We start from the raw sequence: 26,785 nt of genomic DNA on the forward strand, positions 1-26,785 counted from the left end.
TGGCCGATGATGTGGACAGTGACGACGACGCCAACAGCCTGGTCTATGCAATCACCGCTCAGCCGAGTGAAGGAACTGCTTCTTCAAACGGAGATGGCAGTTTTACCTTCAATCCGGGGACTGACTTCCAGGACCTGGCCGTCGGTCAAACCCGCCAGGTGACCTTCACTTACACTGCCACCGATTCAAATAGTGCCGTAAGTAATACGGGCACAGTCACGGTCACCGTAACCGGTGTCAACGATCCTGTTACCGCCGTTGACGACGACGTGACCACATCCAAAGATGTTTCTTTGAACTTTGATGTGCGTCTGGATAACGGCAATGGCCCCGATCTGGACCCGGATGTGAATGATATTCTGTCGGTCTTTAAAATTACCGATACCACGCTGGGGACGGAAACCGCGATCGTCGGCAATGCAATCACTCTCGATTCCGGGGCGACCGTGACGCTGCAGGCGGACGGTACACTCACTTACAATCCGAACGGTCAGTTCGCCAGCCTGATTCTGCCCACCGATACGGCAACGGATACGTTTACTTATACGATTCGCGATGGCAACGGCAGTTCGGATACCGCCACCGTCACGATGACGATTACCGGTACGAACGAGGACCTGGTTCAGACCGCACCGCTGGATGATGTTTACAGCGACGGTCTGTCGACGGTGACCATTGATCTGGATAATTACTTTAATGATCCCGATGCCAGTGATGACATCACCTACACCCTGCTCAGCAGTGGTTCGTTTGCAGCAAACTTCTGGGTCGAAAGTGTGAGCATCACCGATAACATCCTGGAAATCACGTTCACTGATTATGCCTCTAACCAGGAACGACTGCCTACGGATATCACACTGCGTGCCGAGTCGACTGATGGGATTTCACCCACGTTTGAGCCGACCTTCCAGTTGATTCCTGACCCGCAGCAAACCATGGAAATCCGGTTGATCGCTACGCCGACTCTTTCCGGCGGTCGTGACTTCTCGTACTTCCGTGCCGAAGGAGCCCTGGGGACTCCTGGAGGTGGTGTGTTCCATCTGACCAATGGAAATACGGACCTGGATTATTCGATCTATCTCGCTGACTACCTGGATCTGGACCTTGATGGATCAGAAACCGTCACCACTGATGATGATGTGGAAGCGATTCGACTGGTTAACGGCAATACCATAGTTCATACGATCTACACATCCAATCCGGGTGATGTGGATGACAGTCCAACTTTTGATATGTCGAACGAGAGCCTGCACGGCACCTTCAGCGGATTGAGCAGCACGATTGTAGATCAGCTGTATAATGGCGAGTTGGCAATTCGGGTGGAACGAGTAAGCTTATCTGATATCGCCAAAGTTGCTAACTCCAACATTACGGTCTCTCCCGAGTTAGATGATATCAGCGACCTGCCTGCTCAAACGACGGAGTATGTCGAGGGGGCCAGCTACAATGTTGAAATCTGGATCAGTGATCAACTGGCACAGGTTCTGGCCGCTCAGACGACCGAAAATTCCTCGATCACGTCTGTTCTGTTTGATCTGTTATGGGATGACACAACGGCTGCACAATTTCAATCAGCTGAAGCCACGGGAGAGGCGAGTGCCTTCCGGGCCATTGGTGGTATCTTGGATATTGATACGATCAACGGAGTCATTGAAGATATATCAGGACTGACTTTCTTACAAGGTATGGCTGACGGTTACTATGCCCGGGTGGGATACGCGACATTTACCGCAAATGCCCCGACGGCAGACGCCGACCCGGTTGAGTATACTATTGACATCACTCCCGGTGAAGATTCGGTCAATCGCAGTACTGCCATCGATCTGAGCCAGATTGATATCATCGGAACTTCGGTGTCACATTTCGGGACCTCCGAATTCCTGATTCAGACGGATATGACCAACATTAACATCGAAGGTAAAATCACTATCGATGGGCAAGAGGTTACGCTGACTCCCCAGGATCTGGGGCTGGACAGTACGACCGTGAGTGGTCGCCTGGATGTCCTGTTCGACGACGTGGATAATCCTTCCACGATTCAGATTCTTGATTCGTTTATTGAAGTTAACCCGTCTGGACTTGCCCTGCCCGATCGCACAGCAGCGAATAATGACCGAACTACAGAGGAACTGGCTGATTTCGGATTGGAAGGAGTGCTACCGAATTTCAGCGGGACTGGTAACCCTGCTGACCTGTCAGTTGCCATTCGGGATGCCTTGGTGCAGGTACTCTCCAGTACGCAGGCTCTGGATGGCAACGGTAATTTCAACATTTCCGAGGACTGGCAACTGACCAATGGTGACCTCTATTCCATGCTGGTTGTGCCGGCCTTTGGTAATTTTGTTGCCAGTGATACGGTCGAGTCCACAGCTGGTGAAACGATGGCCTTCTTCGATCCAGGGGCAGGCGTACCAGCCGGTCTGACTGGCTGGAGCCAGGCTAAACTGACGGAAATTTCCACCGGTCTGTATGAACTGGTGATACCTGTCAGCCGTGTGCTCAACTTCAACACCGAAGCGGGATATCCTGTCGAGCTGAAACTGACCGGCTACGCGACTGCTCGCTTCCTCGTGGATCAGGAGACGACCGATCAATATGGAGACACAATCGGCACGGCTCATGACACCCTGTTAGACTCCTCTTCAGCAGCTACCACGGGGACCAAGACCTTCTATGGCGGCATCGGGAATAATACTTCCATCGCCGATCCGCTGCTGGATGTCGATATGTTCCAGGTGCAGTTGAACGCTGGTGACAGCGTGATCGTGGACATCGACGCCAGCCAGTTCGAGACAGGACTGGACAGCGTGGTGCGGATCTTTGATGCAGCCGGAAACGAAGTGGCTTACTCGGATGACGATCTGGCCCCGGATGAAAACTTTGTCAGTTTCCTGTCCAACTTTGATTCCTATGTAACCTACACCAACACTACGGGAAGTGCGGGTAATTTCTTTATCGGTGTCAGTGCCTATAACGACACTGATGACCCCGTTTCGTATGATCCAACGGATACCGCAGGACGTCCGACGGGCGTTGATCCTTCGGATGTGGGTAGCTATGACCTGCATATCACAGTACAGAATGGTGCAGCACCGCTGCATGGAACCCAGGCTGTCATTACTGATGCACCGCTGGAAGACGGGACAGCCGTCGATCTGGCGGTCGTCCGTGATCAGACCCAGCTGGATGCCTATGGTCAGACCAGCAGTCTGCCGACCAGCGATACCTGGATCGATGAGTGGAGTTCCTTCTGGGTGGAAATCTACGTTGAAACGGCAGATGCTCAGGGCATTACTGCAGCGATTGCCGATCTGAATTACAACACCGATTTCTTCACCGCCACAGCGATTGAATTTGGTGCCGCGTTTGCTGACAACGGACAGGCAATCATTGATGATGCCACCGGCGTCGTAACCGGATTGAGTGGAACGGCTCAATACGAGAAAGCAGGACACCTCAAGAAGGCGCTGCTGGCCCGCGTGAAATTTGAATCCCTGGAGCAGGATGATGTCTCGATTGACTTCGAGGATAAATTCATCGGTCCACATGCCCTGGGGCTCTCGTTGAGCAATGTGAGTGTCAGCCTGACAGGGGATGCAGAAACCACCCTGCTGGTGGGCGATGCTCCCGAAACAGACCTGTGGGCGATTGCCTATGATGTGAATGATGATGATGTCATTGACTTCAAGGATCTGACGATTCTGGCTTCGGTTTACAACCAGAATGTGCTCGATACGTATTCACCCTATGTCTGGGCCCTGGATGCCGATAAGAGTGGTGATGTCAACTTCAAAGACCTGACGTTCTTTGCCACCAACTACGGTGTCTCGAAGGGTGGGAATCGCGATGTGATCTACCCGTCGAACTTCCTGCAACGCTGGTATGGTAAGACCACCAACATCAGTGGTGACTCTTCGATCGATCAGGTAATGGATACGGCACTGAGCATCTGGCAGGACGCTTTGGGAATGGATGAGCCTCTGGATATCCAGCTGGTGATCACCGACCTGGGCGGCACTCAACTGGGTGAAGGCCAGATCACCGCTGTCGACGAGCAGGGCCGACCTGTCGCGGGGATTGTGACACTGGACGACGATGCCGCCGGCCTGGGCTGGTACTCTGACATCTCGACAACTGCCTTTGGTGGTGGCGAGCTGGAAGGGGGCGTGTCTTACACGGCTGACATCAATTCCGAGGCAGCGGGTCACTACGACCTGTTAACTGTGCTGTTGCATGAAATCGGTCACGTTGCCGGCTTCACAGATACTTATGCACCATTCGAAAGCCACATTCAGGTGGGCGTAGGTGGTACGCTGAGCTTCGTCGGCAACGGATTTGAAGCAACGCTGACAGACGATGGCCTGCACCTGGATGATTCGGTACATGATGGCGACGTCATGAACGCGACACTGGATCCGGGTGTGCGGAAACTGCCTTCGATTCTGGATGCATTGATTCTGCAGACTGCTCATGAGACGGCTGCTTCTGGCGACTTCGAGATTCTGGTGGGCGTCAACGCTCCGCTGATGGCAAATCTGCCTCTGACAGGCAGCGATGAAACGGTTCTGCCTGAAGCAATCCAGCCGCTGGCTCCCCTGGTCGAACTGGCTCAGGTCAGCTTCGACGCCACTGGAAGCCAGAGTGACCCTGCAGGCTCGAATCTGCCTGTGATCTGGAATCAGGTCTGGAACACCTTAAATCAGCTCTCCCAGGGAGCAGATCCGAGTGAACTGGATCTGACACTGCTGGAAGGTCTGAATGAAGAATTCGTTCAGTCGCTGCGGGAACACGGCCTGTCGATTATCGAGTCTGGCGAGATTCTGGGTCACGAATTGAGTGAGCTGGATCCGGCCGACTGGCAGCTGACAGGACTGGACCAGGATGGAGATGGCGACTTTGATGCAGTCTTCTCAAACTGGGCAGGTCCCATACTTTAAATCGCTAATTCACTGAATTTAAATTCAGCAGGCTCTGATATGTGACGTATGATGACATATCAGGGCCTTTTTTCATAAGTGCAACGTCGACTGGCTGTTGTAGGTGAGATAGGCGATTGAGTTGCTTTTTGACAACATACAGTAATTTTCGTCAGGGTCGATGCCCTGTCTCGTAAGAGTTTGAAAGACTTAGGTTTCTGTTCTTGAATAGTGAACAGGCCGATGTTATGTTTCAGGTGTCTTGAGGGAACTCGGGACGAACTGATCTTTTTTTACCGGGATGAACTGCCTGTCACTGCAGGAGCTCTTCATCTCCGGTCCGTACAGTTCCCATATCCGGAACCAATAACTTCTTCAGATTTTGTAACATTGAGGAGAAATCAAGCGTGAGTGCTAAGAAAGATGACAAACCAGCTGAAGCAACACCAGAAGCAGCTGCAGAACAGGCTCAAGGTCAGGCCCCCGCTCAGCAGCAGCAGCAGGTCAAGGTGAATGATGCAAACGTCATTGCCAGCTATGCCAATTTCTGTCGCGTTTCCAGTACTCCAGAAGAGTTGATTCTGGACCTGGGACTGAACCCGCAGCCACTGGATCCCGCCAACACTGAAATCACTGTGGGACAGCGGATCATTCTGAATCACTACACAGCCAAGCGACTGTTGAGTGCTCTCTCAATGGCTCTGCAGCGGCATGAGCAGGCCTTCGGTGTTCTGGAAACAGACATCCGGAAACGCGTCGTGCGTCAGCAGCAGACCTAGTCTCTTGATGACAGCCTGAGTTTTCGGGCAGCGATCTATCGAACCGGCCCGTTACCTGGTGTAACGGAGCCGGTTTTTTAGTGCGCTGTCGGGAAGCGGAGCTGGGGCTTTCCCTTTGCTCGTCGGGTGACTGATATTCTGGTTTTTCCTGAAAAATTGAATAAAAGACTGGCAGCGGTTGAGTAGGAAAGCGAATAGCAGTTTGCTAACTTTATTTATGATACTGCAAGAGGTCTGGAGTGATGCGCTTTCAATCTCAGATCTTATAGGATATCGTAGAAGTAGTATCTTTTCGAAACCGTAACTGCGACAGAACTCCTGCTCTTTCAGGTTTCCTGAGATGCAGGAGGCGTATGTCGGTTGTTCTTAATTACAGCCCGGAGAGGGCAGAATGTTAGATAAACCAGATCCCGCTTCGTCCTACCATGACGGCAACGGGCAGAGCGAAAGTTCGCTGCCCGAAGATTTAATTAACGAATTAAGCTCGGAATCGTTAACCTTCGTGGAAGACCTCTATACGAGCTTTCTGGAGTCACCCAGTTCGGTGAGCGAGGAATGGCGAAATTATTTTGCCAGGTTCCCCCAGAAGTCGGCCCGCAAACGCAAGCCAGGTTTTGGTCCCACATTCAAACGGCATTCGATGTTCAATCCACCGTCACCCGTCCGGAATGAAGCCGTCGATCGCCAGACAATGAAAATCGCCGACCGGCAGGAACGTCTGGACCAGCTGATCCGTAACTATCGCGTGCGGGGACACATCCTGGCATCGCTCGATCCATTGGGAAAAAAGCGGGCAACACCGGCTGAACTGATGCCCGAGTTTTACGATTTCTCGGAGCGGGATTACGACCGCGTCTTTTCGACCTCCACTTTTGGTGGTCCGAAACAGCGAACGCTGCGGGAAATGATACAGTGGCTGAAGAACACCTACTGCCGATCGATCGGTGCGCAATTCATGCACATCGACAGTCTGCGGGTACGGGAGTGGCTGCAGACCCGGATGGAAAGTACGGCGAACTTCCTCAAGTTCGAACGTCCCGAAGCCCTGCGGATTCTGCGTCGCCTGACCGACGCCGTCGGCTTTGAAGAATTCATTCAGAAAAAGTATGTCGGCCTGAAGAGCTTCTCGCTGGAAGGAGCCGAAAGTCTGATTCCATTGCTCGATCTGGCGATTGAAAAAGCGGGAGAGCAGGGGGTCGATGAAATCGTATTCGGTATGGCCCACCGCGGTCGTCTCAACGTGCTGACCAATATCATGGGGAAAAAACCTCGTGAGATTTTCCGTGAATACGAAGATTCGGTTCCGGAAATGAGCGTGGGTCGCGGCGACGTGAAATACCACCTGGGTTACAGCTCGGACTGGATGACCGAATCCGGCCACAACGTCCACCTGACGCTCTGTTTCAACCCGAGCCACCTGGAATTCGTGAACCCGGTTGCTATGGGACGTATGCGGGCGAAACAGGATCGCTGGCACAACATTGACCGGACCAAGGGGATGGTGCTGCTGATTCACGGTGACGCTGCATTTGCCGGCGAAGGCGTGGTGCAGGAAAGCCTGAACCTGAGCGAACTGCGGGGCTACCGTACGGGGGGGACGATTCACGTTGTCGTGAATAACCAGATCGGTTTCACCACCGACCCCGCTCAGAGCCGTTCTTCGACCTACGCGACCGATGTGGCCAAGATGCTGCAGATTCCCATCTTCCACGTCAACGGCGAAGATCCGGAAGCAGTGGCCCAGGTTGTCCGTCTGGCAATGGACTTCCGCAAAGAATTCCATCGGGACGTGGTCATCGACATGTACTGCTATCGTCGTCGTGGGCATAACGAAGGGGATGAGCCTTCATTCACTCAGCCCCTGATGTACGATGTGATCGACAAGCGGCCGTCTGTCCGCGACAGCTTCCTGCAGCGGATGCTGGAACGAAAGTCGGTCACCGAGGAAGATGCCGACCGGTTACAGGAGGAAAGTGTTTCCCATCTGGAAGCCGAACTGGCGGCAGCCCGGGTTGAGAATTATCCTCACAAGGTCGAACTGCCCGGCGGGATCTGGACCGGTTATCGCGGCGGAAAAGAACTGCCCGCGGATCAGATCGATACCGGAGTTCCCGCGGAGAGTCTGTCTAATTTGCTGTTGAAACAGACCGAACTGCCCGATGGTTTTACGCCGCACAAGAAAATCAAACGCTTACTGCAGATCCGTAAGGATATGGCCGCAGGAGAGCGAAAGCTGGACTGGGGAACCGCAGAAGCCCTGGCATTCGCATCACTGCTGACCGAGGGTTACCGGATTCGCGTCAGCGGTCAGGATGCACAGCGTGGTACTTTCAGCCATCGTCATGCCGTACTGCACGATGTGAAGACCGGTAAAAAGTACACACCGCTCAAGCACCTGGTTTCAGGGCAGGGCACCGTCGAGATTGTGAACAGCCCGCTTTCCGAAGCAGGGGTTTTAGGTTTCGACTATGGTTACAGCCTGGACTGTCCCGATGGTCTGATTATCTGGGAAGCCCAGTTTGGCGATTTCGTCAACGCGGCTCAGGTCATCATCGATCAGTTTATTGTCAGTGCAGAAGACAAGTGGCAACGCTACAGCGGCATGGTCATGCTGCTGCCTCACGGTTTTGAAGGTCAGGGACCGGAACACTCCAGTGCCCGCTTCGAGCGCTTCCTGCAACTGGCGGCTGAAAGTAATATTCAGATTGCGGTACCGACTACGCCGGACCAGTTCTTCCATCTGCTCAGACGTCAGGTCATCCGCAAGTGGCGTAAGCCTCTGATTGTAATGACTCCCAAGAGTCTGCTCCGACATCGCGATGCGGTTTCCAGTTTCAGTTCGCTGACTTCTGGTTCCTTCATGAAGGTCATCGGCGATACGAGCGATCTGAATCCGCAGAATGTGAAACGGATTCTGCTGTGTACCGGGAAGATCTATTATGATCTGAACGAACGCCGTCGACAGACTGAACGTGACGATGTGGCCATCGTGCGAATCGAGCAGCTTTATCCGGTGCCCCATGAAGATCTGGAAGCAGCCCTGGCACCCTATCCGGAAGGAACCCCGGTTTACTGGGTTCAGGAAGAGCCGGAAAACATGGGCGCCTGGCGATTTATTTACTGCCGATTCAAAGGAAACCTGTTTGGGCGCCATCCGCTGCATGGGGTTTATCGTCCCGCGAGTGCCAGCCCGGCAACAGGCTCGGGACGCAGCCATCAGTTCGAACAGGAAATGCTGCTTACAGAAAGTTTCCGGGACGACTCTTAGTCCCGGAGACTATCTCCGTTTGAGTTCAGCGATGACTTCGGCCAGATGAAAATGGTGTTTGCCGAGTTTGCCGCCGTAGTTGCCCGCTGTGATCTGCAGCAGTCCCGGTAACTGCGTGGCTGCCTGCAGGCCGTTGCACATCGCCTGTTGGACGTCGTCGAATGTTTCACCGTCGATGACGATTTCATAGACGCAGCCTGTACCTTCGGGTAGATCAGAGTTGGTCTCGGCACGGAGGGTCGGGCAGTAGGCGTCGTTCGTAGAGGCTTTGAGCGCAGAATACTTCGAACCGACTTTACTGCCACTGCGGACAATGCCTCCCGGGAAAGGGAGTATGACATTGTCGACGGCTTGCATGGCGGTAACAGCCGCTTCGGTTGCGAGCAGACCTGCAGACTGGTTCGTCGCGCAGATCAGCAGGTTGCCCCCGGCGACTCCTTTAAAGGAGCCGACACGATCTTCGCAGACGAATTCGCCATCCATGACGGGAATTCTCCAGAGGCGGCGGTCATCCCATTTCTTCGAGATCTGAAACCCATCCCCAAAGAAGCGGAGCTGTTTACCCAAAGCCAGGGCTTTTTCGGGATCTGTCACCGGGATGCCGGCGTAGCAGGCAGTGGTGGGACAGGTCAGGATACATTGCCCCACACGATTGGTGACTGCTTTCTCGAGTGCAGAGCGGCTGAAGGCGAAGAACATCAGGCTGACGCCGGGACGTCCATCGGGGCTCTCTTCAGGGGAGAGGAACTTTTCGACGCCGGCTTCGGCATCACAGGCGATGACACTGGTGGCGTAACCGGTGACTTCGGTTGCCGCGATCCGGACCCAGGATTCGGAGACCGCGGTCACAATAATGCGGGTTCCGACCGTGGTGAATGCTTCTGCAAATGTGTCGCAGACGGGAACGTCGTTCCATGCCAGTTCTGGTTGAGTATTCAAGTTCGTGCCCGGACGCTGATAAAAACTGTGTTGTCCAATAAATCCTGCTTCTGATTATGGCGGATCGGTCGCAAAATTCAAAGGGTCAGCGTTCCTGAGTCGGAGTCGGGCTTCCCTGGATCTGCAGTTCCATCTGGATCAGCTTGGGAACACTTTTCGCCTGCATTTTCTTCATGATCTTGGCGCGGTGGGCTTCGACCGTCTTAAAGCTGACATTCAACTTCTCTGCAATTTCGCGGCTGGAGAAACCCGAGACGACATATTTCATAACTTCATTTTCGCGCCGGGTGAGTGTCGCTTTGCGTTCCACGAGTTCTTTGTTCTGCTCTCGATTCGCCTTGTTTTGGATATCGCGTTCAATGCCTTTCTGGATGTAATCCAGCAGAACCTGGTCGCTGACCGGCTTTTCCAGGAAATCAACGGCTCCCGCTTTCATGGCACGGACAGCCATGGGAACATCTCCGTAACCGGAGACGATGATGACGGGAATGTCGTAGCCCCGTTCCCTGAGTTTCTCCTGCAGTTCGAGACCACTCATACCGGGGATGCGGACATCGAGTACCAGGCAGCCGGGGTGATCGGGAGAATAACTTTCCAGAAATTCGCTGGCGAGTTCATGGGTTTGAACTTTGAGCCCGACCGATTCAATCAGCCAGCGGAGTGATTTGCGAATTGCCGGGTCGTCATCGACGACAAATACGGTTGCTTCCTGTTGGGTTGTCATAGCTTCAGCCACCACCACTTTTATCTCCATTTACTAAGGGAAGCTCAATGAAAAAGCTCGTTCCCTGTTTATTGCGACGGGGGTAAAGTTTTCCCCCGTGCGCTTCGACAATGGTCTGGCTGATGGACAAACCAACGCCCAGGCCTTTTTGTTTAGTTGTGTAGAATGTTTCGAAGATAGAATTTTCTTCACCTTTTTTCAAACCTATTCCGCTGTCGGTCACGCAAATAACAAGATTATCGTTGATGTGAAGATCCGATTCTATCAGCAGTTTCCGTTGTTCGGGCGGCAGTTCGGACATGGCTTCAATGGCGTTGAGCAGCAGATTCACGAGTACCTGTTCCAGCTGGATCGCATCGCCGATGGTTCGCAGTGGTTTGGGGCTCAGTTCCAGTTGCAGGCTGATAAAGTTCCGCTGAATCTCATGCTGGAGCAGGGCGATCGAATTTTCGATGACCAGGTTGATGTCGAGTATCTTTTGTTCGACTTCGCTTTTTTGCACGTGACGCCGCAGGCGTTTGATGGTTTCGCTGGCGCGCTGAGCCTGACGCGACATTTCCTCGAGTGGTTCGATCAGATCATCGAGTGATGTAATGCCCGAACGAATCCGGCGGATGCAGCCATTGGTGTAATTGTTGATGGCAGCCAGCGGCTGATTGAGTTCATGTGACAGTTCGGCGGCAAGTTCGCCCATCGTCGACAGACGAGAGAGGTGTGCCAGTTCTGCGCGGCGTCGGACCAGTTCCTGTTCGGCCAGTTTCTGGTGCGTAATGTCGGTGGCGATGACCATGGCTGCGATCGTAATCCCGCCACTGACCATTGCTCCGATACGACAGGAGTAGATGTATTTCTGGCCTGAGGATGAGACGCCTTCGGTTTCCATCTCCTGTGGTTTTCCGGTCTGGAACACCTGTTTGAGAATCGTTCTGGCTTTCTGGATGTCCCCGGCAGGCAGGAATTGATAGATGGAGGATCCGATGATTTCTTCCATGGCCCGGTCTGCGAGCGGATGGTTGAGATACAGGATTGTGCCATCGATGTCGAGGGTGAGAATGGTGTCCGGGGCGTTGGTTACGAGCGAACGCCAGCGGGCCTCGGTCTGTTGCAGTGCCCGATAGAGACGATTGCGTTTGGTGTATTCTTCATTGAGACTGGCGTGAGCCTGCTGGAGTTCTGCGGTGCGTGCAGCGACGCGGGCTTCCAGGTTTTCATTGAGTTTTTCGAGTTCATCCAGGGCCGCCCGTTCGCGGGTCACATCTTTCACGCAGGAGAGTAGAAAGGTTTCGCCGCGGAAATAAATCTGGACCGCTGAGAGCATGGTGCAGAGCCGGGTTCCGTTGGGAATGATAAAATCGAAGTACAGCTCGCGGGCGGTACCTTCGCTTTTAACCTGCTCGATCATCTGGCGACGCGTTTCTTTACTGGGCCAGAAGCCGATATCGAACGCGCTCTTTCCCAGGATCTCTTCCCGCGTGCATTGCAGGGCCGTCAGGAAGTTCTCGTTGACTTCGATAAAGATACCGGTGTCGATTTCCGTAATGCACATCGCGATCGGATTGACCTGGAAGATGGTACTGAAACGTTCCTCGGAACGCCGCAGTTCTTCCTGTGATGCCACTTTCTCGGAGATATCGACGGCGACCGAGAGAAATCCGGCGATTTCCTGCTGGTCGTTATAGAGAGGCGTGTATTCCACGTCGAGGGTCTGCTCACCCACTGTTCTGACATGGCGCTGTTTTTCGCCGTGCAAGGTCCGCTGGAACAGATCGATCAGATCCGGGTCGTCAGCGAATTCAGCGAAGATCGATTTGCCGACCCATTCTCCGGGTTCGAAACCGAGCCTGGTGAGCCCGCCCCCTTCGGAGAGGGTGACGATTCCCTGGCTATCGACGGCTGAAATGATAAAAGGGGTGATCGAGAGGATTTTACGGAGCAGCTGATGGCTGTCGTCCGAAAGTTTTTCCAGGAAATCGGGAGTCTGAATTTCGGGGAATGTCTCTGACAGCAGACGAGAGGTCAGACTGGTTTGATCCTGAGGTCTGGTTTGATCCACGATTCACCTCTCACTTCCCCTTTTCTGATCTCAGCGACGGCGGAGCGCGAACGGGGCGTCTGGATATCGTTTCGGAAGTGATTTCAACAGTACCGGCGAAACAGGAATTCAGCAGCACAGCAGCGGAACTCAGACAGATTCACCAATGGTAATGTTACCCTGACAGGGGATCGACTGTCAAACTGCGGTCGCTGTCCCCCTGACGGGACCTGTGTTTCCGCGGTTAAGCGGGGGGAAGATCGAAATTCTGTCCCGGTGTATTATCGGAACTGTTAAGCCGTTCATGGTCGGTAATATCATATTTAAGCGGCGTGACAGTCACGTAGCCTTCCGAGAGCTCTTTAATATCGGTACCTGCTTCGAGCTGATGATTGATAATCGGATCCAGGCCACTCCAGAAGTAGGGACGTCCACGAGGATCGATGCGTTTTTCCATCACATCAAAGTGGCGTTTGACGCCCAGGGAGGCCCATTTGACGCCGCAGGGCCATTCGGGTCTGGTTTCGGGAAAGTTGATATTCCATAAACGGTCAGCGGATGTCTCCTGCTGCGCCATTAACTGACGGATGATGGGGATGCTCTGTTCGGCCCAGCGATCGTAATCCGGTTTGACATCATTCGAGAAGCTGCTTGCTGCGGAGACGGCAATTGAAGGGATCCCGGCGAAGGCACCTTCGATGGCGCCCGCGACCGTACCGGAGTAAAGCACATTGATGCCGACATTCGAACCAGAGTTGATACCGCTGACGATCAGATCTGGTTTCTGTGAGCAGAACTCGAGAATACCGAGTTTGACGCAGTCCGCGGGGCTGCCGGCGACCGCCCAGCCCCAATGCTTTTCTCCCTCGAATTCCTGATGTATCATCAGGGGGTGCAGATAAGTGATGCTCAAGCCGACGCCACTCTGTTCAGCGAGGGGGGCGACGACTTCCACGTCTCCCAGTTGTGTGAGTGCGGCTCTCAGGCTCCGCAGACCCGGGGCATGGATACCATCGTCGTTGGTTAACAGGATTTGCACGAAACTACCTCGACTCTCTATGAAAACAGGTTTGACGGCTTTCCCGAGAGGAAGCCGTTCCCTTGAATGATTGCGTCAGAAACGTCGCATCTTATTTTAGCCGAAGGGACGATTTTATGACACCACGCAGACTGTTTGCGGTGATTCCAGCCGCGGGACACAGCCGGCGGATGGGAACGCATAAGCTGCTGCTCTCTCTGGGGGGAGAGACGGTCATTCAGAGGCTGATTCACGGATTGGCGACTCCCTGGATCACCCGCACGGTCATCGTGGCCCGTGGTGGAGATGAGGCGCTGGCGTCGCACCTGGTTGGAGAGAACGTGGAACTGGTGCAACCGGAGGTCGATCCGCCGGATATGAAAGCCAGTGTGCAGGTGGGACTGCAGTGGATTGAAACGCACTATGCACCCACCGCAGAAGACAGCTGGCTGCTCATTCCCGCAGACCATCCGGTGCTTAAACGGACGCTGATTGAGCGGCTATGCGAAGTCTGGTCGCAGAGTGATGCGCGGATTCTGATTCCTTCCTTTGAAGGGAAGAAAGGGCACCCCGCATTTTTTCGCTGGTCGGTGGCGCGCGAGGTCTTTCAACTGGGAGCCGCGCAGGGAATCAATGCGCTCTGGAAAGAGGGGAGTGCCGCGCCGGTGCTCTGGGAATGCGAGGATCCGGAGATATTAATCGACCTGGATACCCCCGCTGATCTGGAAGCGGTTCGCGCGCGTTATGCGACCGATTTTGAATGATCAACGCGTTTTGATATCTGCATGTGATGGGGTGTAAGGCGTCTCAAGCTGATTTGGCGTGTGGTTTTCATGACACATGTTGAGTGATGGCAGTCGTTTAAGCAGCGCTGATGTTGCTTTTGTGAAACTTTGCAGGTGATAACGATTATAAACAGCGCTGCCAATCGACCTCTTGACTAAAGGGCGATATCACCCTTTTTTCCTCAAGTTGCCAAAGCTATTTGTTCTATGCTTGAGTGCTAAATAGAACAACCCGCTGTGATTTTGGTTTTTCCATACGGGACGTCAGCTTTTGATTTGCATCTTTTTTCAGGTGATGTCAATAATGCAGGCAGTCATGTATGAAATGAAAAATCGGAAAACGCACGCTTTCATCATGTGACGAACTTTTTTGGAGGGGGAAATAATGAGAAAAACACTGGCCCTGGCATTCGCCGCTGTGGCGATGCTGGCTGTCAACGATTCCGCACAAGCCTGCAGGTACTTTGGCGCAGCTAGCTACAACTGCTGTCCGACCACTGCCTGCCAGCCGACTGCCTGTTACACTGCTTGCCGAGTCGAGCGGAAAACATGCTATCGGACCGAGTACGATCAGGTTATGGAACCTCAGCAGTACACGGCTTATCGTACGGAATACGAGACAGTTTACGAAGACAAACAGCAAACCTGTTATCGTATGGTCAACGAAACGGTCTATCGCGATGTCGAATATACGGTTCAAAAACCCGTATACGAGACTGCAGAACGCGAAGAACGTTACACCGTGCGACGTCCCATCGTTGAAACTGCGTACCGTGACTGCAGCTATCAGGTGCAGAAACCGGTCTGGGAAACCAATGAGCGAGAGTGCCGTCGGACTGTAATGCGTCCGGTTGTCGAAACCATCGAACAGGAATGCCGCCAGACGGTCATGCGTCCTGTGACGGAAACGATCAACCAGGAGCGTTGCTACACCGTCATGAAGCCTGTGACCACCTACCGGACGGTTCACCGTCTGCAGGGGGGCTGGGAAACGCGTCAGGTTCAGAAACCAGGACGTTGCCGTCCCTGCTGGACCACCGACGCCTGTGGTATTCCCCGGATGACGATGGTTCAGGTTCCCGGCAAAACTCATTGCCGCAAGGTCTGGAGACTGCGCCGCGTTGCCTGTCAGGTACCCTGCACAAAGTATGTGCCTCAGGTTGTCCGTCAGAACTGCCCGGTTCAGGTAACTCGTTACGTTCCGGAAGTGATCGTCAACAAGGTACCTGTAAAGGTCTGCAAAATGGTTCCTGAAGTCGTTGTGACCAAGGTACCTTACCGGACCTGCCGCTGGGTAACCGAAACCGTTGCTCAGAAGGTTCCGTACAAAACCTGCCGCTGGGTCTGTGAAGAAAAAGTACGTAAAGTACCCGTACAGACCTGCCGGATGGTATCGGAAAAATGCACCCGCAAAGTGGCTGAATGTGTCACTCGCAAAGTGCCTTACACCGTGACACATCGTGTTGCCCGTTGCGTACCCAAACAGGTACCAGTCACCTGCACACGTTATGTTGCCAAGTGTGTGGCCCGCAAGGTGCCTTACGAAGTCTGCACGATGGTGCCTACCACCGTCTGCCCGACCACTTCGGCCTGCTCGACCGGAAACTGCGACCTGTCTCCTGCTCCCCAGAACCGGGGATCAAACAAGCCGGTTGCTCCGACTCCCGAGCCGGAACCCGAAGCGAATCCGAAATCCGCTCCTGCTAAACCCCAGGTTTCAGCTTAAGCGGTCTGACGATTCCCAAGTGTTGTGAACGCACAAAGGCAGGTTTCATCCGAAACCTGCCTTTTTTCATTGCTATAGACTGCTGGTGACCCTGACATTGATTACGATCAGATTACGTTCATCTTTCCCGAGTCTTTGGTGAAAGCACTGGCCGACGTAGAAGCACACGAGATGACGGCGGTGATTGAGAAATGGAAGGAAAGCAGTGAAGTTCCCTACGATAACGACCAGGATCTTCAGGACCTGCTTGCTGCTCTGTGCCGGCTCTCAAAGCTTGCCCTGGAGCGTGAAGAAGATCTCTACCTCTGGAATTGTCTTTGAAGCAGAGAACCGGTTGTTGACACAATCTTGAGGTCCGGATCAGGCACAAATCTATGTGAGATTCTATCTGAGACCAGGTAATAGAACCGAGGCAGATTTCTTTCGAAACCTGCCTCGGTGTTTTTGTTTTCTTTTCAGAGTCAGAATAGTCTGACCCCGGTCATGTCTTACCAGCCACCTTCAGACTGCAGGCCTTCCGCTCCGCAGACAATATCGCAGGTGGTGTTCAGATCGCAGTCATCGAAGGAATCATCGAATTCACTGCCGACGGTGTAGCTTTTGGTTTTACCACGTGAACCGGACCAGAAACCGGTGACGGCGTAGGTCTGATTTAACGCACCGATGGCATTGGAGACATCGTTCAATTCGGTGTTCACGGCGACGGCAACTTCGCTCAGTCCAACAATCATCGCCAGGACGGCAATGGTTAAGACCAAGACTAATTCGGCTGAAATGATGAAACCGGCTTCATCATTGTACAAACGGTGCATTACGCGCAACATGAGAGAGTCCCCTTAACTTTGGTAGTGTGCGCTGTCCCGACTTGCGATCATGAACAGCTATGTGAGAGAGATTGATTGTGAGAGAGTAATTTCTGTCAGCAGAGGGCTTGAGTGATTTAACTCAAACTGCTCTACCTGCCTCACATTAATGCAGGAGACGTGCCAGTTTGCCGGAAAGTGTCGGTGAAAGGCGGGGAAAACGAAAGAGTATCTGTTTATACAGAAATGATTTAGGACGAAGTGACTCATCGTCAGGCGCGGTCAGGCCACGCAGGACGGATTTCGGAATCTGTTAACAGGGTTGAACAGAAAGTTTAAACAAAGTGTAAGCAGGACGAAGCGTAAAAAAAGAACCGCTGGACGTCCCATCGGTTCTGAGTGTCTGAATTTCATGTTCGCTTCGCAGCAGAACAGATCAGGGTGTGACGCTTTCGGAAGCCGTCACTGCATTGGTGCCGGTCACCAGATCACAGGTCGTATTCAAGTCGCAGTCATCTGCATTGTCATTGAACAGAGAGCCTGCAACATAGTTTTTGTGTTTACCGTCACAAGTGGCAGTGGCCGCATAACCGGTATAAGCATAACTTTGATTCAGAGCGCCAATCGCATTGGAAACATCGTTGAGTTCCGTGTTCACAGCGACCGCGACTTCACTCAATCCCACAATCATTGCCAGGACAGCGATGGTCAGCACGAGTACCAGTTCCGCTGAGATGACAAATCCACGCTCATCTTTCCATAAGGCCCGCAACATGTTTTATCCCCTTGTCGAAAAAAAACTCTGCCCGGACGAATCCGGGCAGAGCGTGTAATTTTGATGAGAGATCAAATTACGGAGTTACGCCTTCTGAGGCAGTAACACCAGTTGTACCGGTAACCAGGTCACAAGTTGTGTTCAGGTCACAGTCATCAACAGCGTCGTTGAACATAGAACCAGCGTAGTGGCTTTTGTTCTTTCCGCCAGTTCCAGCGAAGCCGGTGTAGGCGTAGCTCTGGTTCAGAGATCCGATTGCGTTTGAAATGTCGTTCAGTTCAGTGTTGACAGCAACAGCGACTTCGCTCAGGCCGACGATCATAGCCAGAACAGCGATGGTCAGTACGAGTACCAGTTCAGCTGAGATTACGAAACCTGCTTCATCGTTCCAAAGTTGATTTAACATTCTAGTGAGTTCCTTGGTTTTAAACTTTTTAATGAGAGACTGATTTGCAGAAGGGTCTCCCAGGGGAAGACCTTCCGCGACTAGTTACTGGTTAAAGCGGACGCGATAACCAGGTCGTGACCCAATTCGGAGACAACGCTCCACTCAGGCACAGTTGTGGAATGCACTGGCCGGTGCATTTCACGGCACAAACTGCAGATTTGTAGGCTTAAAAATTTTGTTAAACGCACGTTATGACCCGCGGAGCAAAGGAAGCCCAGTCATGATGTCATGGACACCATACGCATTGAATGCTCTCTCACCTTCATGCAATGCAGTTGCTTCTCTTCTTCTCTCGGGGACAAGTCGCAAGAATTTGAAGAAGCCTCAACACGGGTCACAACGCTGCGAATCGATTGTTTCTTTTCAGTTATGAATTTTGTTTTCGTTTCGGTTACGGCAAGTTCTTAACGCAGCAGGTGTGCCAGAAACGGATGGACGGGGATGTTGCCGGGGGGCAGCAGGGGCGGTGGTGCGAAGGAAACGCGGATGCGTAATCGCTATAACTGTAGGTCAAATGGCTGTTTACAGAAATCAGCCACAAAATGAGATCTGGATCGGGAAAAGTTCGGTTGGTTGATTTCCGGCAACAGAATTTATCAATGGATCTGAACAGACTGTAAAACCAGGAGGCAACACGATGAGTTTTTTTTTAAACATCGGGCCCCTGCAGTCGTTGTAAATGCTGCAGAGACACGAGTTTAGGGGTAATGCTGGCTGTGCCAGTTATTCAGCTTGTCTCGCTGCGACTATCGGTCGCCGGCAGATTCTGAAGTGGTGAGACTGGTCGCGACCAGATCACAGGTCGTATTCAGATCGCAATCATCAGTCGCATCGGTGAAGCGGGATCCGGTGTACCCGCTTTTGATTTTACCACCACTCCCCAGAAACCCGGTGTAGGCGTAGCTCTGGTTCAGCGACCCGATGGCATTCGAAACATCGTTGAGTTCCGTGTTCACGGCGACCGCGACTTCACTCAGTCCGACGATCATGGCCAGCACGGCGATAGTCATCACCAGTACCAGTTCCGCAGAAATTACAAATCCGTGTTCCTCATTCCATAACGCTTTCATCTTTCAGCCCTTTCAAAAAAACAGTTCAGCATGGACTCCGCGCGGAGCCCTGAAAAAAACGCTCTCTCTTTCTCTTTCTCTCACTCTCAAGGTTTCAGTGCGCAGTCGCATGACTCCTTTGGAGTGGACTGCGTAATTCGCATTTTCAGACCCACGCTGAAATTTCAGCCTGGCCAAATAAAAAAGGCTCTAATCAGGATGGTTCCGCGCGGTGTCGGAACTATCCCAAATAGAGCCAGAGTCGGTTTTGTCTGTTGTAAAATCTGAAACTGCGATCTTTGCAGAATCAGCAATGGAAACGGCAGCGCTGCGCGTGACCAGATCACTCGTTTAATAAAGGTCAAAATCAAAATTACATCTGAAAAGCGGGAATCCGGTTCACAGCATCGATTTCGCTTTTCCAGCAACGGGCAGCACGAGTTCTCATGCAGCGATCGTGTCAGTTCGGAGAACCGCAGGTCTCAGAGAGAGCTTGGGATCAGGTTGTAGACCGTGACGACGACTTGAAACTGGCCCACGCTGATCGCCCGGGCCTCGCGGGTCTGCACCAGTTCCCCTGATCTCAACTTCAGGTTTTTCTAATATTCATTTCTTGCATCAATTGGCTATCCATAAAAAAAGGCTCTGTTCGGGGAATGTCCCGTACGGAGCCAGGATCATCCCAAACAGAGCCAGAATCAGTTGTAGAAATCTATTCTGAAATTACGGTGTCGTAGCTTCAGAAGCAGTGACGGCTGCAACGCCTGTCACGAGGTCACATGTCGTATTGAGGTCACAATCATCGACAGCATCTATGAAGCTTGAACCAGAGTAAGAGCTTTTCACTTTTTCACCGATGGGTGAAACGCTTGAAAAACCGGTATAAGCATAGCTCTGATTCAGTGCGCCGATCGCGTTGGAAATGTCATTCAATTCCGTGTTCACGGCAACCGCGACTTCACTGAGTCCGACGATCATGGCCAGTACAGCGATGGTGAGCACGAGAACGAGTTCCGCAGAGATTACGAAACCAGCTTCGTCATTCCAGAAGTTTTTCATATTTGACAGGCCCTTTATGAAAAAAGCTCTGTCCAGGGATGTCCCGAACAGAGCCTGGATTTACTGATCTAACCGAATTCGGATTACGGAGTGGTTGATTCAGAAGCGGTAACAGCACCAGCACCAGTTACGAGATCGCAAGTGGTGTTCAGGTCGCAGTCATCGGTAGCGTCTGAGAAAGTAGAACCGGCGTAGAAGCTCTTAGATTTTCCACCGCCAGAACCAGTTCCTGCAAAACCAGTGTAGGCATAGCTCTGGTTCAGAGCGCCGATTGCATTTGAAATATCGTTCAGTTCAGTGTTAACAGCAACAGCAACTTCGCTCAGACCAACGATCATGGCCAGCACAGCGATGGTGAGAACGAGAACGAGTTCCGCAGAGATTACGAAACCAGCTTCATCATTCCAGAATTGATTCATCATGTCAGAGTTCCTTGTTTTTACTTGAGAGTAAAGAGATTATTTCCGATCCTGATCGAGATATCATGATCGCGAGAGACAGCAGCCACGCCGCGTGCGTCACCACTTATGCACAAGCCCAACGAGAATCAATACAGCCCGAGTGGCTGTACCAAACCGCTGATGGCCAGGAACTGGTTGTCATGCAGGTTGAAATTCAGAGAACCGGTTCACTCTGAACTCACTAGATGACTCAAACCCCTATTGCTAAAGGTCTGATTACACAATTCCTCTATGCAGTGTTGGGATGTTTGCACAGGACATGCCGAAGGAAGAATCTTTATAAACGGTAGAACTCGTAAACAAGGAGTCTTGTTACTAACACGTTTTATTGTTGCAGTTTATCGCTGAAAACTGCGGATGGCATGACGATGTTCAGCAGGGAGGGGCGTCAAGAAGTGTAAGGAAACTGAAACACGGCTTTACAAATGGTGTTTCAAAAAAACAACAAATGTGCCGTTGCAGAAAATTCGGCCTGTGGAATCAAACACCGGAAGAGAAGGTTCTCTTCCGGTGTCCGTCTCGATCAGCTCTCAAGCTTAACGTACTCAGTTAGATTTATCTGATGGTTGCTTCGCTGGCAGTTACAAACTGAACTCCCGTAACCAGGTCACAGGTCGTGTTCAAGTCGCAGTCATCGACAGCATCTTCAAATCGCGAACCGGCGTAATAGCTCTTTGATTTTCCACCGTTTCCTAAGAAGCCGGTGTAGGCATAGCTTTGATTAAGAGCTCCGATTGCGTTTGAAATATCGTTCAGTTCAGTGTTCACGGCGACGGCAACTTCGCTCAGGCCGACAATCATGGCCAGGACAGCGATGGTCAGTACCAGTACCAGTTCCGCAGAGATCACGAAACCAGCTTCGTCATTTAAAAATTGTTTCCACATTGTTTGAGTTCCTCTGTTGAGATAGAGAGTTTTGTTTTTGATTCATTTCTGAATCGGGAGAGACATCAAGGTCGGTTCAGAATTCCCCCGGGGGCTGAAGCCGGGGGGACAGCAGCGAATCGATTGAGTGTCGAATCGCATCTGCTGACAGGAACTGCCTGCATCCCAGTCCTGGATTGTTACCGGTTCGTTCTAAATCCAGATACAGGGAAGAAATCAGTTATTCTGAACTTGACCTCTTTACCGGTTGTAACGATTGCAGAGATCGTGCCAGATGTTTCTGATTTGAGGATCGAAGGGGCTGCCTGGGAGTGGGGATGCTCTAATTGATTAGCGATTCGAGGTTTAGGGGAAGAGCTAAAAGACGGGATTGAGCAGGCGAAGTGTTGAGCTCAGCGATTTTTGTAAAGAGATCTGAACACGGCTTTACAAATCGTGTTTCAGAATTCCGACAAAACCGTAAATTGAATATGATTTCAGGAGCAACAGGACGTTTTTAAGCCAGGCTTTGATAAATCGGGGTGAGCAGTCACTCGGTGGGATACATTTAAGATAGGTTTTTAACGATTGACGTCGGAGTCAGAACAAACCGGGAATTCAGGAAAGCAGTTTGAGTCATGCAAGTTACTATCACAGCCGTCGGGCCGGACAATCGCGGATTAGCAGATCCCATCGTGCACTATGTGACCGGTGTGGGGGCCAATATTCATGAGATCCAGATGTATGACCATGATTCAGAACGCCTGTTTGCCATGCTGCTGCGTATCGACTGGCCCGTTGATGTGGAGCCGATCGCGGTGCTCCGGGAACGGATCATGCAGATCGGTGCGCAGAAGGGGCTGACCTTACGCGTCTGGGCGCGGGACGAGCACGATCGTCCTCCCCGGATCGCGATCTGTACGACTTATCGCAGTGAGCCTGCTGCAGCGGTTCTGGAAGCGATCAAGTCCGGCGTCATCCAGGCAGAGCCGGCAGTGATCATCGGCAACCGGGATCGTTGCCAGTCGCTGGCGACTGAGCATGGACTGGACTTTCATAACATCGGCGACGAGCGGGGGAACCCGAACTACGATCAGATGGTGTCGCTGTTCGATTCATACGAAGTTGACTACGTGCTCCTGGCCCGGTACATGCGGGTACTGCCCCCCGGGATCTGCTGGAGTTTCGCCGGCGGCCGCATCATCAATCTGCACCACGGCCTGCTCCCGTCCTATCCCGGGTTTCAACCTTATGAAGATGCTTTCAGCCATCATATGCTGACCTTTGGGGCCACGATTCATTTCATCATTCCGGAACTGGATGCGGGCAATCAGATCATTCATCAGAACGCGTTTACGGTAGCACCGGGAACTTCGCTGAAAGAGATCAAGCGGATCGGAGAGACCGAACATGAGCCCGAGTGCCTGGTCGAAGGAGTTCGCCGGGTCGTGGATCGCGAGGTGGAACTGCACTTTCATCGCGTCGTGGGGATGGCTGGGAAAAACTGAGGAAGGTTACGTTCAGTCTTTCAGTTTTGATTTGACCAGTTTGAAAACGTCGTCAAACATCGGCTCTGTGAGTCGGCCGGTAAACGTATTCTGCTGGCTGGGATGATAACTGCCAACGAGCCAGTGACCGTCAGGAAACTGATACGCGGCTCCGTGTCCGAAGGCAGGTCGTTTGCCCGGCAGTCTGTCCTGGCGTTTTTTGAAGTCGAGGACCGCTTTCCAGCCGATCTGTCCCAGAGCGAGAAAGACTTTGACGGGTAGCATGTCGACTGTCTCTTCCAGCCAGGGGTGACAGTTTTCAATCTCTTCGCGCGTCGGTTTATTTGCGGGAGGTGCACAGTGGCAGGTGGCGGTGATCGCGCAGTTGATCAGTTCCAGTCCGTCATCACTGCTGACCGCTTCGGGCTGCGTCGCAAAGCCAGCTTTATGCAGGGCGCGGTATAGCCAGTCCCCACTGCGATCGCCGGTAAACATGCGGCCGGTCCGGTTGGCACCATGGGCTGCGGGGGCCAGGCCGACAATCAGCAGTTCGGCCTGTGAATCACCAAAATTGGGGACCGGTTTGCCCCAGTAGTCCCAGTCGAGAAATGCTTTCCGTTTTTCAGCCGCGATTTTCAGACAATGGGTCCGCAGACGATCGCAGAGGTCGCAATTGGTGATATTCCGGTTTAACTGGTTCCACTTGGTTTTTGACATCCGGCTTCTCGTCTGACTGCTGATCAATGGTTCTGGTACAGGTTAGGGGGATCGTACTGATTATTCCCGCCGCAACGATCAAATGCGGCAGCGATAGATCATCAATAGCAGTAAACGGGTAATGCCGTCAAACGGGACTCTATATTTAAAGAGAACATTTTAAAATCGAGGCTTGAAAAACCGTGGAAAGCCTCTTTACGATAGTATCACAGTGCGGTGCCTGCCTGTATCAGACAGTGGCGGGTACGGCGCGTTTGATTTTCTGCATTTGAATATGCCCCTTTCAGGAACAGCGATTGTGTCGAAACTTCAACTCCCTTTGATGTCATTGATAGCCGCAATTCCCGGTGCTTTGTTAACGTACATGCTGGTGATGGCATTTCTGAATCATGCGGAAGCCATGTCGACAACATTGCTGGGAGTGGCCGGCCTGACACTGCTGATGAGTGCCATGCTGACGCTGATGCCCGTGGGTGCCCTGATCTTCGGACCCAAGGGGGCAGGTAAGTCGAAAAACAAGGCGAAGGACGAGGAAGAGTCGGATCTGGTTGATGAAGACGGAGACGACGAAGATCTGGTACCTGATTCCGGAGCCGAAATCTCAGACGAGTTTGAAGCAGACGAATTCGCTGATGACGACGATGACCTGATGGCCTCAGGCGATGATATGGAAGTCGACGAACTGGACGACTTCAGTGACAGTGAATTCGACGATGCGGCTGACAGCGAGTTCGACTTTGCCGATGATGAGTATGAATTCGACGAAGACGATGAAGAAGAGAACAAATAACGTTTACCTGTTCTCTCCTTCTATTCGCTCGAATTGATTACTGCTGCAGATGCTGCTGGAAGAACTGGTCCATATCGGCGACCATGTCATTAAACCAGGGAAGCTGGTTCCAGCAGCCGTGCTTACCCTTGGGGTAGACCTTAATGCCTGTCGGAACCCCGGCTGTTTTGAGCTTTACCCGTGAGGGGGCGTTGCGTTCGGGGTTGTCAAATTCCCCGGTCATAAACAGCAGTGGTGGCGTCTGCCGGGAAAGATGCAGGTAGGCATCGCTGAGTTCGTAAAGCTCGGGTGCTTCATCAATCGTTTTGCCCAGCCACTGATTGGAATTGGATTTCTTTGGGTCCTTGCGCGAACGTTCGGCGACCGAACCGGAGGCCATCATCATCGGCCCTGCCATCACGATGGCGGCCTGTAATTGAGAAGACCGGTCAGCATAGCCGGCATCACCCTGGAGCGCTTTGACGTGTGGGGCCGCTGCCATCAGCCCGACCAGATGTCCGCCTGCGGAACCGCCGACGGCACCGATCTGCTGAGGATTGACGTGGTACTTAGCGGCTTCCGCTCTGAGAAAACGGACGGCAGCGTTACAGTCCTGAATTCCGGCGGGGAACTTTGCTTCATGTCCCAGTCGATAACCGACGGCCATCGTGACATAACCCCGTTCAGCCAGGGCGATCGCCAGGGCCCGGAACTTGGTTTTATCACCGTTGAGCCAGCCGCCGCCGTGTACGACAACGACTGCCGGGAAAGGACCTTTACCGGTCTGGGGTACAAAAATATCTGCGAGCAGCTTGCGCGGTCCAGCCTGACCGTAGACAACATTCAAGTGAGGCGTGACTGAATCTGGTACGACCGTGGAGGGGCGGTTACCGCTATTGGCCGAAACTTCCGGTTCGGGCATGCAGCCATAGGCGTTCATGCGCTGACGATAGAGTCCACCAAAGCCGGTGATGTAGAGCGACCGCATGTCCTGATCGCCGAAAGTGCAGTTGATGGGGCGGGTGGGCGTGTGAATTTTTCCGAGCAGTTTGCCCTCAGGATTCCAGATCCAGATGTCGGCAGCACCGGCGCAGTAGACGTTCCCGGCGCGGTCGATGGTCATCCCGTCGGCTCCCTTGTCGGGGCCATCGTCCATTTTGGCAAACAGGCGTCCGTTTTTGACTTCGCCCGGCTTCGTTACCTCGTAAGCCCAGATCTCTTTGGGGACGTATGCAGCGACATAGAGTGTCTGACCATCGGGAGAGAGGGTGATTCCGTTAGGCGTTTTGATCTCTTTAATGGCGACCGACTGTTTGCCTTCCGGTGAAATCCAGATGACTTCACCCGGGCCGGTGAGAGTGTAGTAGATTCCCCCGGTCTGATCGACGACCAGATCGTTCGGACGACGGGGCGGCTTGACATCATTCGGCTGACCATTGATGCGTTTTTTCTGTTTGCCTTCCAGAACTGAGATCTGGCTGTTGCCGTTATCTGAGAGGTAGAGTTTGCCATGATCATAAAAGCTGGCACTGATCCGGCCGGCGTCGTTCAGGAAGACCTGGACTTTACCGGTGCGGGGCTGGTAGCGATACAGCTTGCCTGCTTTAACATCGGGGAAGTACAGTGTGCCGCGTCCATCCCAGGCAGGACCATCGGCGAGTTCGAATTCGGTCGCAATCGTCTCCAGCGGGGACGACGTATCGATGACAGATTCTTCAGCAGAGAGCGTGATCTGCACGAAAAGTACAGAGAGCAGGGCAAGGGCGAACTGTTTCATAGATGTTTCCTGATCGAAAGTGAAACGGATTGAGGTTCCTGGCTGGCGGAAGTGGATTGATGGTCAGACGAGACGCAATGGTCACCAGTCCCTGTCAGCGATGCGCCGTGGGACCAGGCTTCCTGTCCGGATCAGCCCCGGGTTGCGGGACTGTGGAAAAAAGCAGGCGCGACTCCTACAATTACAATCGGGAGCATACACGGCCGGCACAGGGAAGCGAACCTTTGTCGTCTGTTGAGCATCAAACAGGTACCTCGGGATTGGTATACTGGAATCAACGTGAGTCTGTTTATTCTCAGAAATTTGAGGAAACAGATCAATCGTTATCCATGAGAATGCTCGGGTTCCCCTCAAGAAACCCGCGCGTGTTCACAGAGATTCAGGCTGGA

21 protein-coding genes are annotated in these 26,785 nt (G+C 52.7%); 8 read left to right on the forward strand and 13 right to left on the reverse strand.

Annotated features, from left to right (window positions below):
* From RID21_RS28335 to RID21_RS28345, 3 genes are all read left to right on the forward strand, one after another.
* Window positions 1–4,937, forward strand: a 4,937-nt coding sequence (locus RID21_RS28335; protein WP_350194837.1) for a cadherin-like domain-containing protein, incomplete at its 5' end; no start/stop codon positions are given.
* Between the two features lie 386 nt (window positions 4,938–5,323).
* Window positions 5,324–5,695: a DUF3467 domain-containing protein gene (locus tag RID21_RS28340; RefSeq protein WP_350194839.1), complete on the forward strand. Its 372-nt coding sequence runs from the start codon at window positions 5,324–5,326 to the stop codon at window positions 5,693–5,695.
* 391 nt (window positions 5,696–6,086) lie between these two features.
* Entirely contained in the window at window positions 6,087–8,963 is a 2,877-nt protein-coding gene (locus tag RID21_RS28345; RefSeq protein ID WP_350194841.1) for a 2-oxoglutarate dehydrogenase E1 component, read from the forward strand.
* Window positions 8,964–8,972: 9 nt separating this feature from the next.
* Here RID21_RS28345 and fhcD read toward each other — a convergent pair whose 3' ends face one another.
* The 4 genes from fhcD to surE all read right to left on the reverse strand — a co-directional run bounded on the left by fhcD (window position 8,973) and on the right by surE (window position 13,697).
* Window positions 8,973–9,902: a formylmethanofuran--tetrahydromethanopterin N-formyltransferase gene (fhcD, locus tag RID21_RS28350; protein ID WP_350194843.1), complete on the reverse strand. Its 930-nt coding sequence runs from the start codon at window positions 9,900–9,902 to the stop codon at window positions 8,973–8,975.
* 85 nt (window positions 9,903–9,987) lie between these two features.
* Complete coding sequence (locus tag RID21_RS28355; protein ID WP_350194845.1) at window positions 9,988–10,626, reverse strand: response regulator transcription factor; 639 nt, start codon at window positions 10,624–10,626, stop codon at window positions 9,988–9,990.
* A gap of 4 nt (window positions 10,627–10,630) precedes the next feature.
* Complete coding sequence (locus tag RID21_RS28360) at window positions 10,631–12,679, reverse strand: PAS domain S-box protein (protein ID WP_350194847.1); 2,049 nt, start codon at window positions 12,677–12,679, stop codon at window positions 10,631–10,633.
* 223 nt (window positions 12,680–12,902) lie between these two features.
* The gene (gene surE / locus RID21_RS28365; RefSeq protein WP_350194849.1) at window positions 12,903–13,697 is read right to left on the reverse strand and encodes a 5'/3'-nucleotidase SurE; all 795 of its coding nucleotides are present in this window, start codon (window positions 13,695–13,697) and stop codon (window positions 12,903–12,905) included.
* 116 nt (window positions 13,698–13,813) lie between these two features.
* On the opposite strand from surE, the gene RID21_RS28370 reads away from it, so the two are divergent.
* The 3 genes from RID21_RS28370 (at window position 13,814) to RID21_RS28380 (ending at window position 16,508) form a co-directional block, all read left to right on the forward strand.
* Window positions 13,814–14,440, forward strand: coding sequence for a nucleotidyltransferase family protein (locus RID21_RS28370; RefSeq protein WP_350194851.1), 627 nt, complete (start codon window positions 13,814–13,816; stop codon window positions 14,438–14,440).
* 406 nt (window positions 14,441–14,846) lie between these two features.
* Complete coding sequence (locus tag RID21_RS28375; protein ID WP_350194853.1) at window positions 14,847–16,187, forward strand: hypothetical protein; 1,341 nt, start codon at window positions 14,847–14,849, stop codon at window positions 16,185–16,187.
* A 138-nt stretch (window positions 16,188–16,325) separates the two neighbouring features.
* Window positions 16,326–16,508 (forward strand): hypothetical protein, encoded by a 183-nt coding sequence (locus tag RID21_RS28380; RefSeq protein WP_350194855.1) that lies wholly within the window; start codon window positions 16,326–16,328, stop codon window positions 16,506–16,508.
* 167 nt (window positions 16,509–16,675) lie between these two features.
* On the opposite strand, the gene RID21_RS28385 is transcribed toward RID21_RS28380, so the two are convergent.
* The 7 genes from RID21_RS28385 to RID21_RS28415 all read right to left on the reverse strand — a co-directional run bounded on the left by RID21_RS28385 (window position 16,676) and on the right by RID21_RS28415 (window position 21,667).
* Entirely contained in the window at window positions 16,676–17,011 is a 336-nt protein-coding gene (locus RID21_RS28385) for a hypothetical protein (protein ID WP_350194857.1), read from the reverse strand.
* A gap of 415 nt (window positions 17,012–17,426) precedes the next feature.
* Window positions 17,427–17,765, reverse strand: a complete 339-nt coding sequence (locus tag RID21_RS28390) for a Flp family type IVb pilin (RefSeq protein ID WP_145187812.1) — start codon at window positions 17,763–17,765, stop codon at window positions 17,427–17,429.
* 76 nt (window positions 17,766–17,841) lie between these two features.
* Window positions 17,842–18,171, reverse strand: a complete 330-nt coding sequence (locus tag RID21_RS28395; RefSeq protein ID WP_145042051.1) for a hypothetical protein — start codon at window positions 18,169–18,171, stop codon at window positions 17,842–17,844.
* Window positions 18,172–18,959: 788 nt separating this feature from the next.
* Window positions 18,960–19,283: a hypothetical protein gene (locus RID21_RS28400; protein ID WP_350194859.1), complete on the reverse strand. Its 324-nt coding sequence runs from the start codon at window positions 19,281–19,283 to the stop codon at window positions 18,960–18,962.
* 702 nt (window positions 19,284–19,985) lie between these two features.
* Entirely contained in the window at window positions 19,986–20,321 is a 336-nt protein-coding gene (locus tag RID21_RS28405) for a hypothetical protein (protein WP_350194861.1), read from the reverse strand.
* Between the two features lie 83 nt (window positions 20,322–20,404).
* Complete coding sequence (locus tag RID21_RS28410; RefSeq protein WP_145042047.1) at window positions 20,405–20,743, reverse strand: hypothetical protein; 339 nt, start codon at window positions 20,741–20,743, stop codon at window positions 20,405–20,407.
* A gap of 594 nt (window positions 20,744–21,337) precedes the next feature.
* Window positions 21,338–21,667, reverse strand: a complete 330-nt coding sequence (locus RID21_RS28415) for a hypothetical protein (RefSeq protein ID WP_145042046.1) — start codon at window positions 21,665–21,667, stop codon at window positions 21,338–21,340.
* A gap of 617 nt (window positions 21,668–22,284) precedes the next feature.
* Between RID21_RS28415 and RID21_RS28420 the strand changes: the two genes are divergently transcribed.
* Window positions 22,285–23,154: a formyltetrahydrofolate deformylase gene (locus RID21_RS28420; protein ID WP_350194863.1), complete on the forward strand. Its 870-nt coding sequence runs from the start codon at window positions 22,285–22,287 to the stop codon at window positions 23,152–23,154.
* 12 nt (window positions 23,155–23,166) lie between these two features.
* On the opposite strand, the gene RID21_RS28425 is transcribed toward RID21_RS28420, so the two are convergent.
* Complete coding sequence (locus tag RID21_RS28425; protein ID WP_350194865.1) at window positions 23,167–23,850, reverse strand: uracil-DNA glycosylase; 684 nt, start codon at window positions 23,848–23,850, stop codon at window positions 23,167–23,169.
* Window positions 23,851–24,148: 298 nt separating this feature from the next.
* On the opposite strand from RID21_RS28425, the gene RID21_RS28430 reads away from it, so the two are divergent.
* The gene (locus tag RID21_RS28430; RefSeq protein ID WP_350194867.1) at window positions 24,149–24,640 is read left to right on the forward strand and encodes a hypothetical protein; all 492 of its coding nucleotides are present in this window, start codon (window positions 24,149–24,151) and stop codon (window positions 24,638–24,640) included.
* A 37-nt stretch (window positions 24,641–24,677) separates the two neighbouring features.
* On the opposite strand, the gene RID21_RS28435 is transcribed toward RID21_RS28430, so the two are convergent.
* Window positions 24,678–26,396, reverse strand: coding sequence for an SMP-30/gluconolactonase/LRE family protein (locus RID21_RS28435; protein ID WP_350194869.1), 1,719 nt, complete (start codon window positions 26,394–26,396; stop codon window positions 24,678–24,680).
* Window positions 26,397–26,785 lie beyond the last annotated feature (389 nt).

The organism is Gimesia sp., from assembly GCF_040219335.1.
Lineage (GTDB): Bacteria > Planctomycetota > Planctomycetia > Planctomycetales > Planctomycetaceae > Gimesia.

Coding starts and splice junctions, on each gene's coding strand:
- RID21_RS28345 (WP_350194841.1), top strand. CDS start 6,087: ATGTTAGATAAACCAGATCCCGCTTCGTCCTACCATGACGGCAACGGG.
- RID21_RS28355 (WP_350194845.1), bottom strand. CDS start 10,626: ATGACAACCCAACAGGAAGCAACCGTATTTGTCGTCGATGACGACCCG.
- RID21_RS28370 (WP_350194851.1), top strand. CDS start 13,814: ATGACACCACGCAGACTGTTTGCGGTGATTCCAGCCGCGGGACACAGC.
- RID21_RS28375 (WP_350194853.1), top strand. CDS start 14,847: ATGAGAAAAACACTGGCCCTGGCATTCGCCGCTGTGGCGATGCTGGCT.
- RID21_RS28385 (WP_350194857.1), bottom strand. CDS start 17,011: ATGTTGCGCGTAATGCACCGTTTGTACAATGATGAAGCCGGTTTCATC.
- RID21_RS28390 (WP_145187812.1), bottom strand. CDS start 17,765: ATGTTGCGGGCCTTATGGAAAGATGAGCGTGGATTTGTCATCTCAGCG.
- RID21_RS28395 (WP_145042051.1), bottom strand. CDS start 18,171: ATGTTAAATCAACTTTGGAACGATGAAGCAGGTTTCGTAATCTCAGCT.
- RID21_RS28400 (WP_350194859.1), bottom strand. CDS start 19,283: ATGAAAGCGTTATGGAATGAGGAACACGGATTTGTAATTTCTGCGGAA.
- RID21_RS28405 (WP_350194861.1), bottom strand. CDS start 20,321: ATGAAAAACTTCTGGAATGACGAAGCTGGTTTCGTAATCTCTGCGGAA.
- RID21_RS28410 (WP_145042047.1), bottom strand. CDS start 20,743: ATGATGAATCAATTCTGGAATGATGAAGCTGGTTTCGTAATCTCTGCG.
- RID21_RS28415 (WP_145042046.1), bottom strand. CDS start 21,667: ATGTGGAAACAATTTTTAAATGACGAAGCTGGTTTCGTGATCTCTGCG.
- RID21_RS28420 (WP_350194863.1), top strand. CDS start 22,285: ATGCAAGTTACTATCACAGCCGTCGGGCCGGACAATCGCGGATTAGCA.
- RID21_RS28425 (WP_350194865.1), bottom strand. CDS start 23,850: ATGTCAAAAACCAAGTGGAACCAGTTAAACCGGAATATCACCAATTGC.
- RID21_RS28435 (WP_350194869.1), bottom strand. CDS start 26,396: ATGAAACAGTTCGCCCTTGCCCTGCTCTCTGTACTTTTCGTGCAGATC.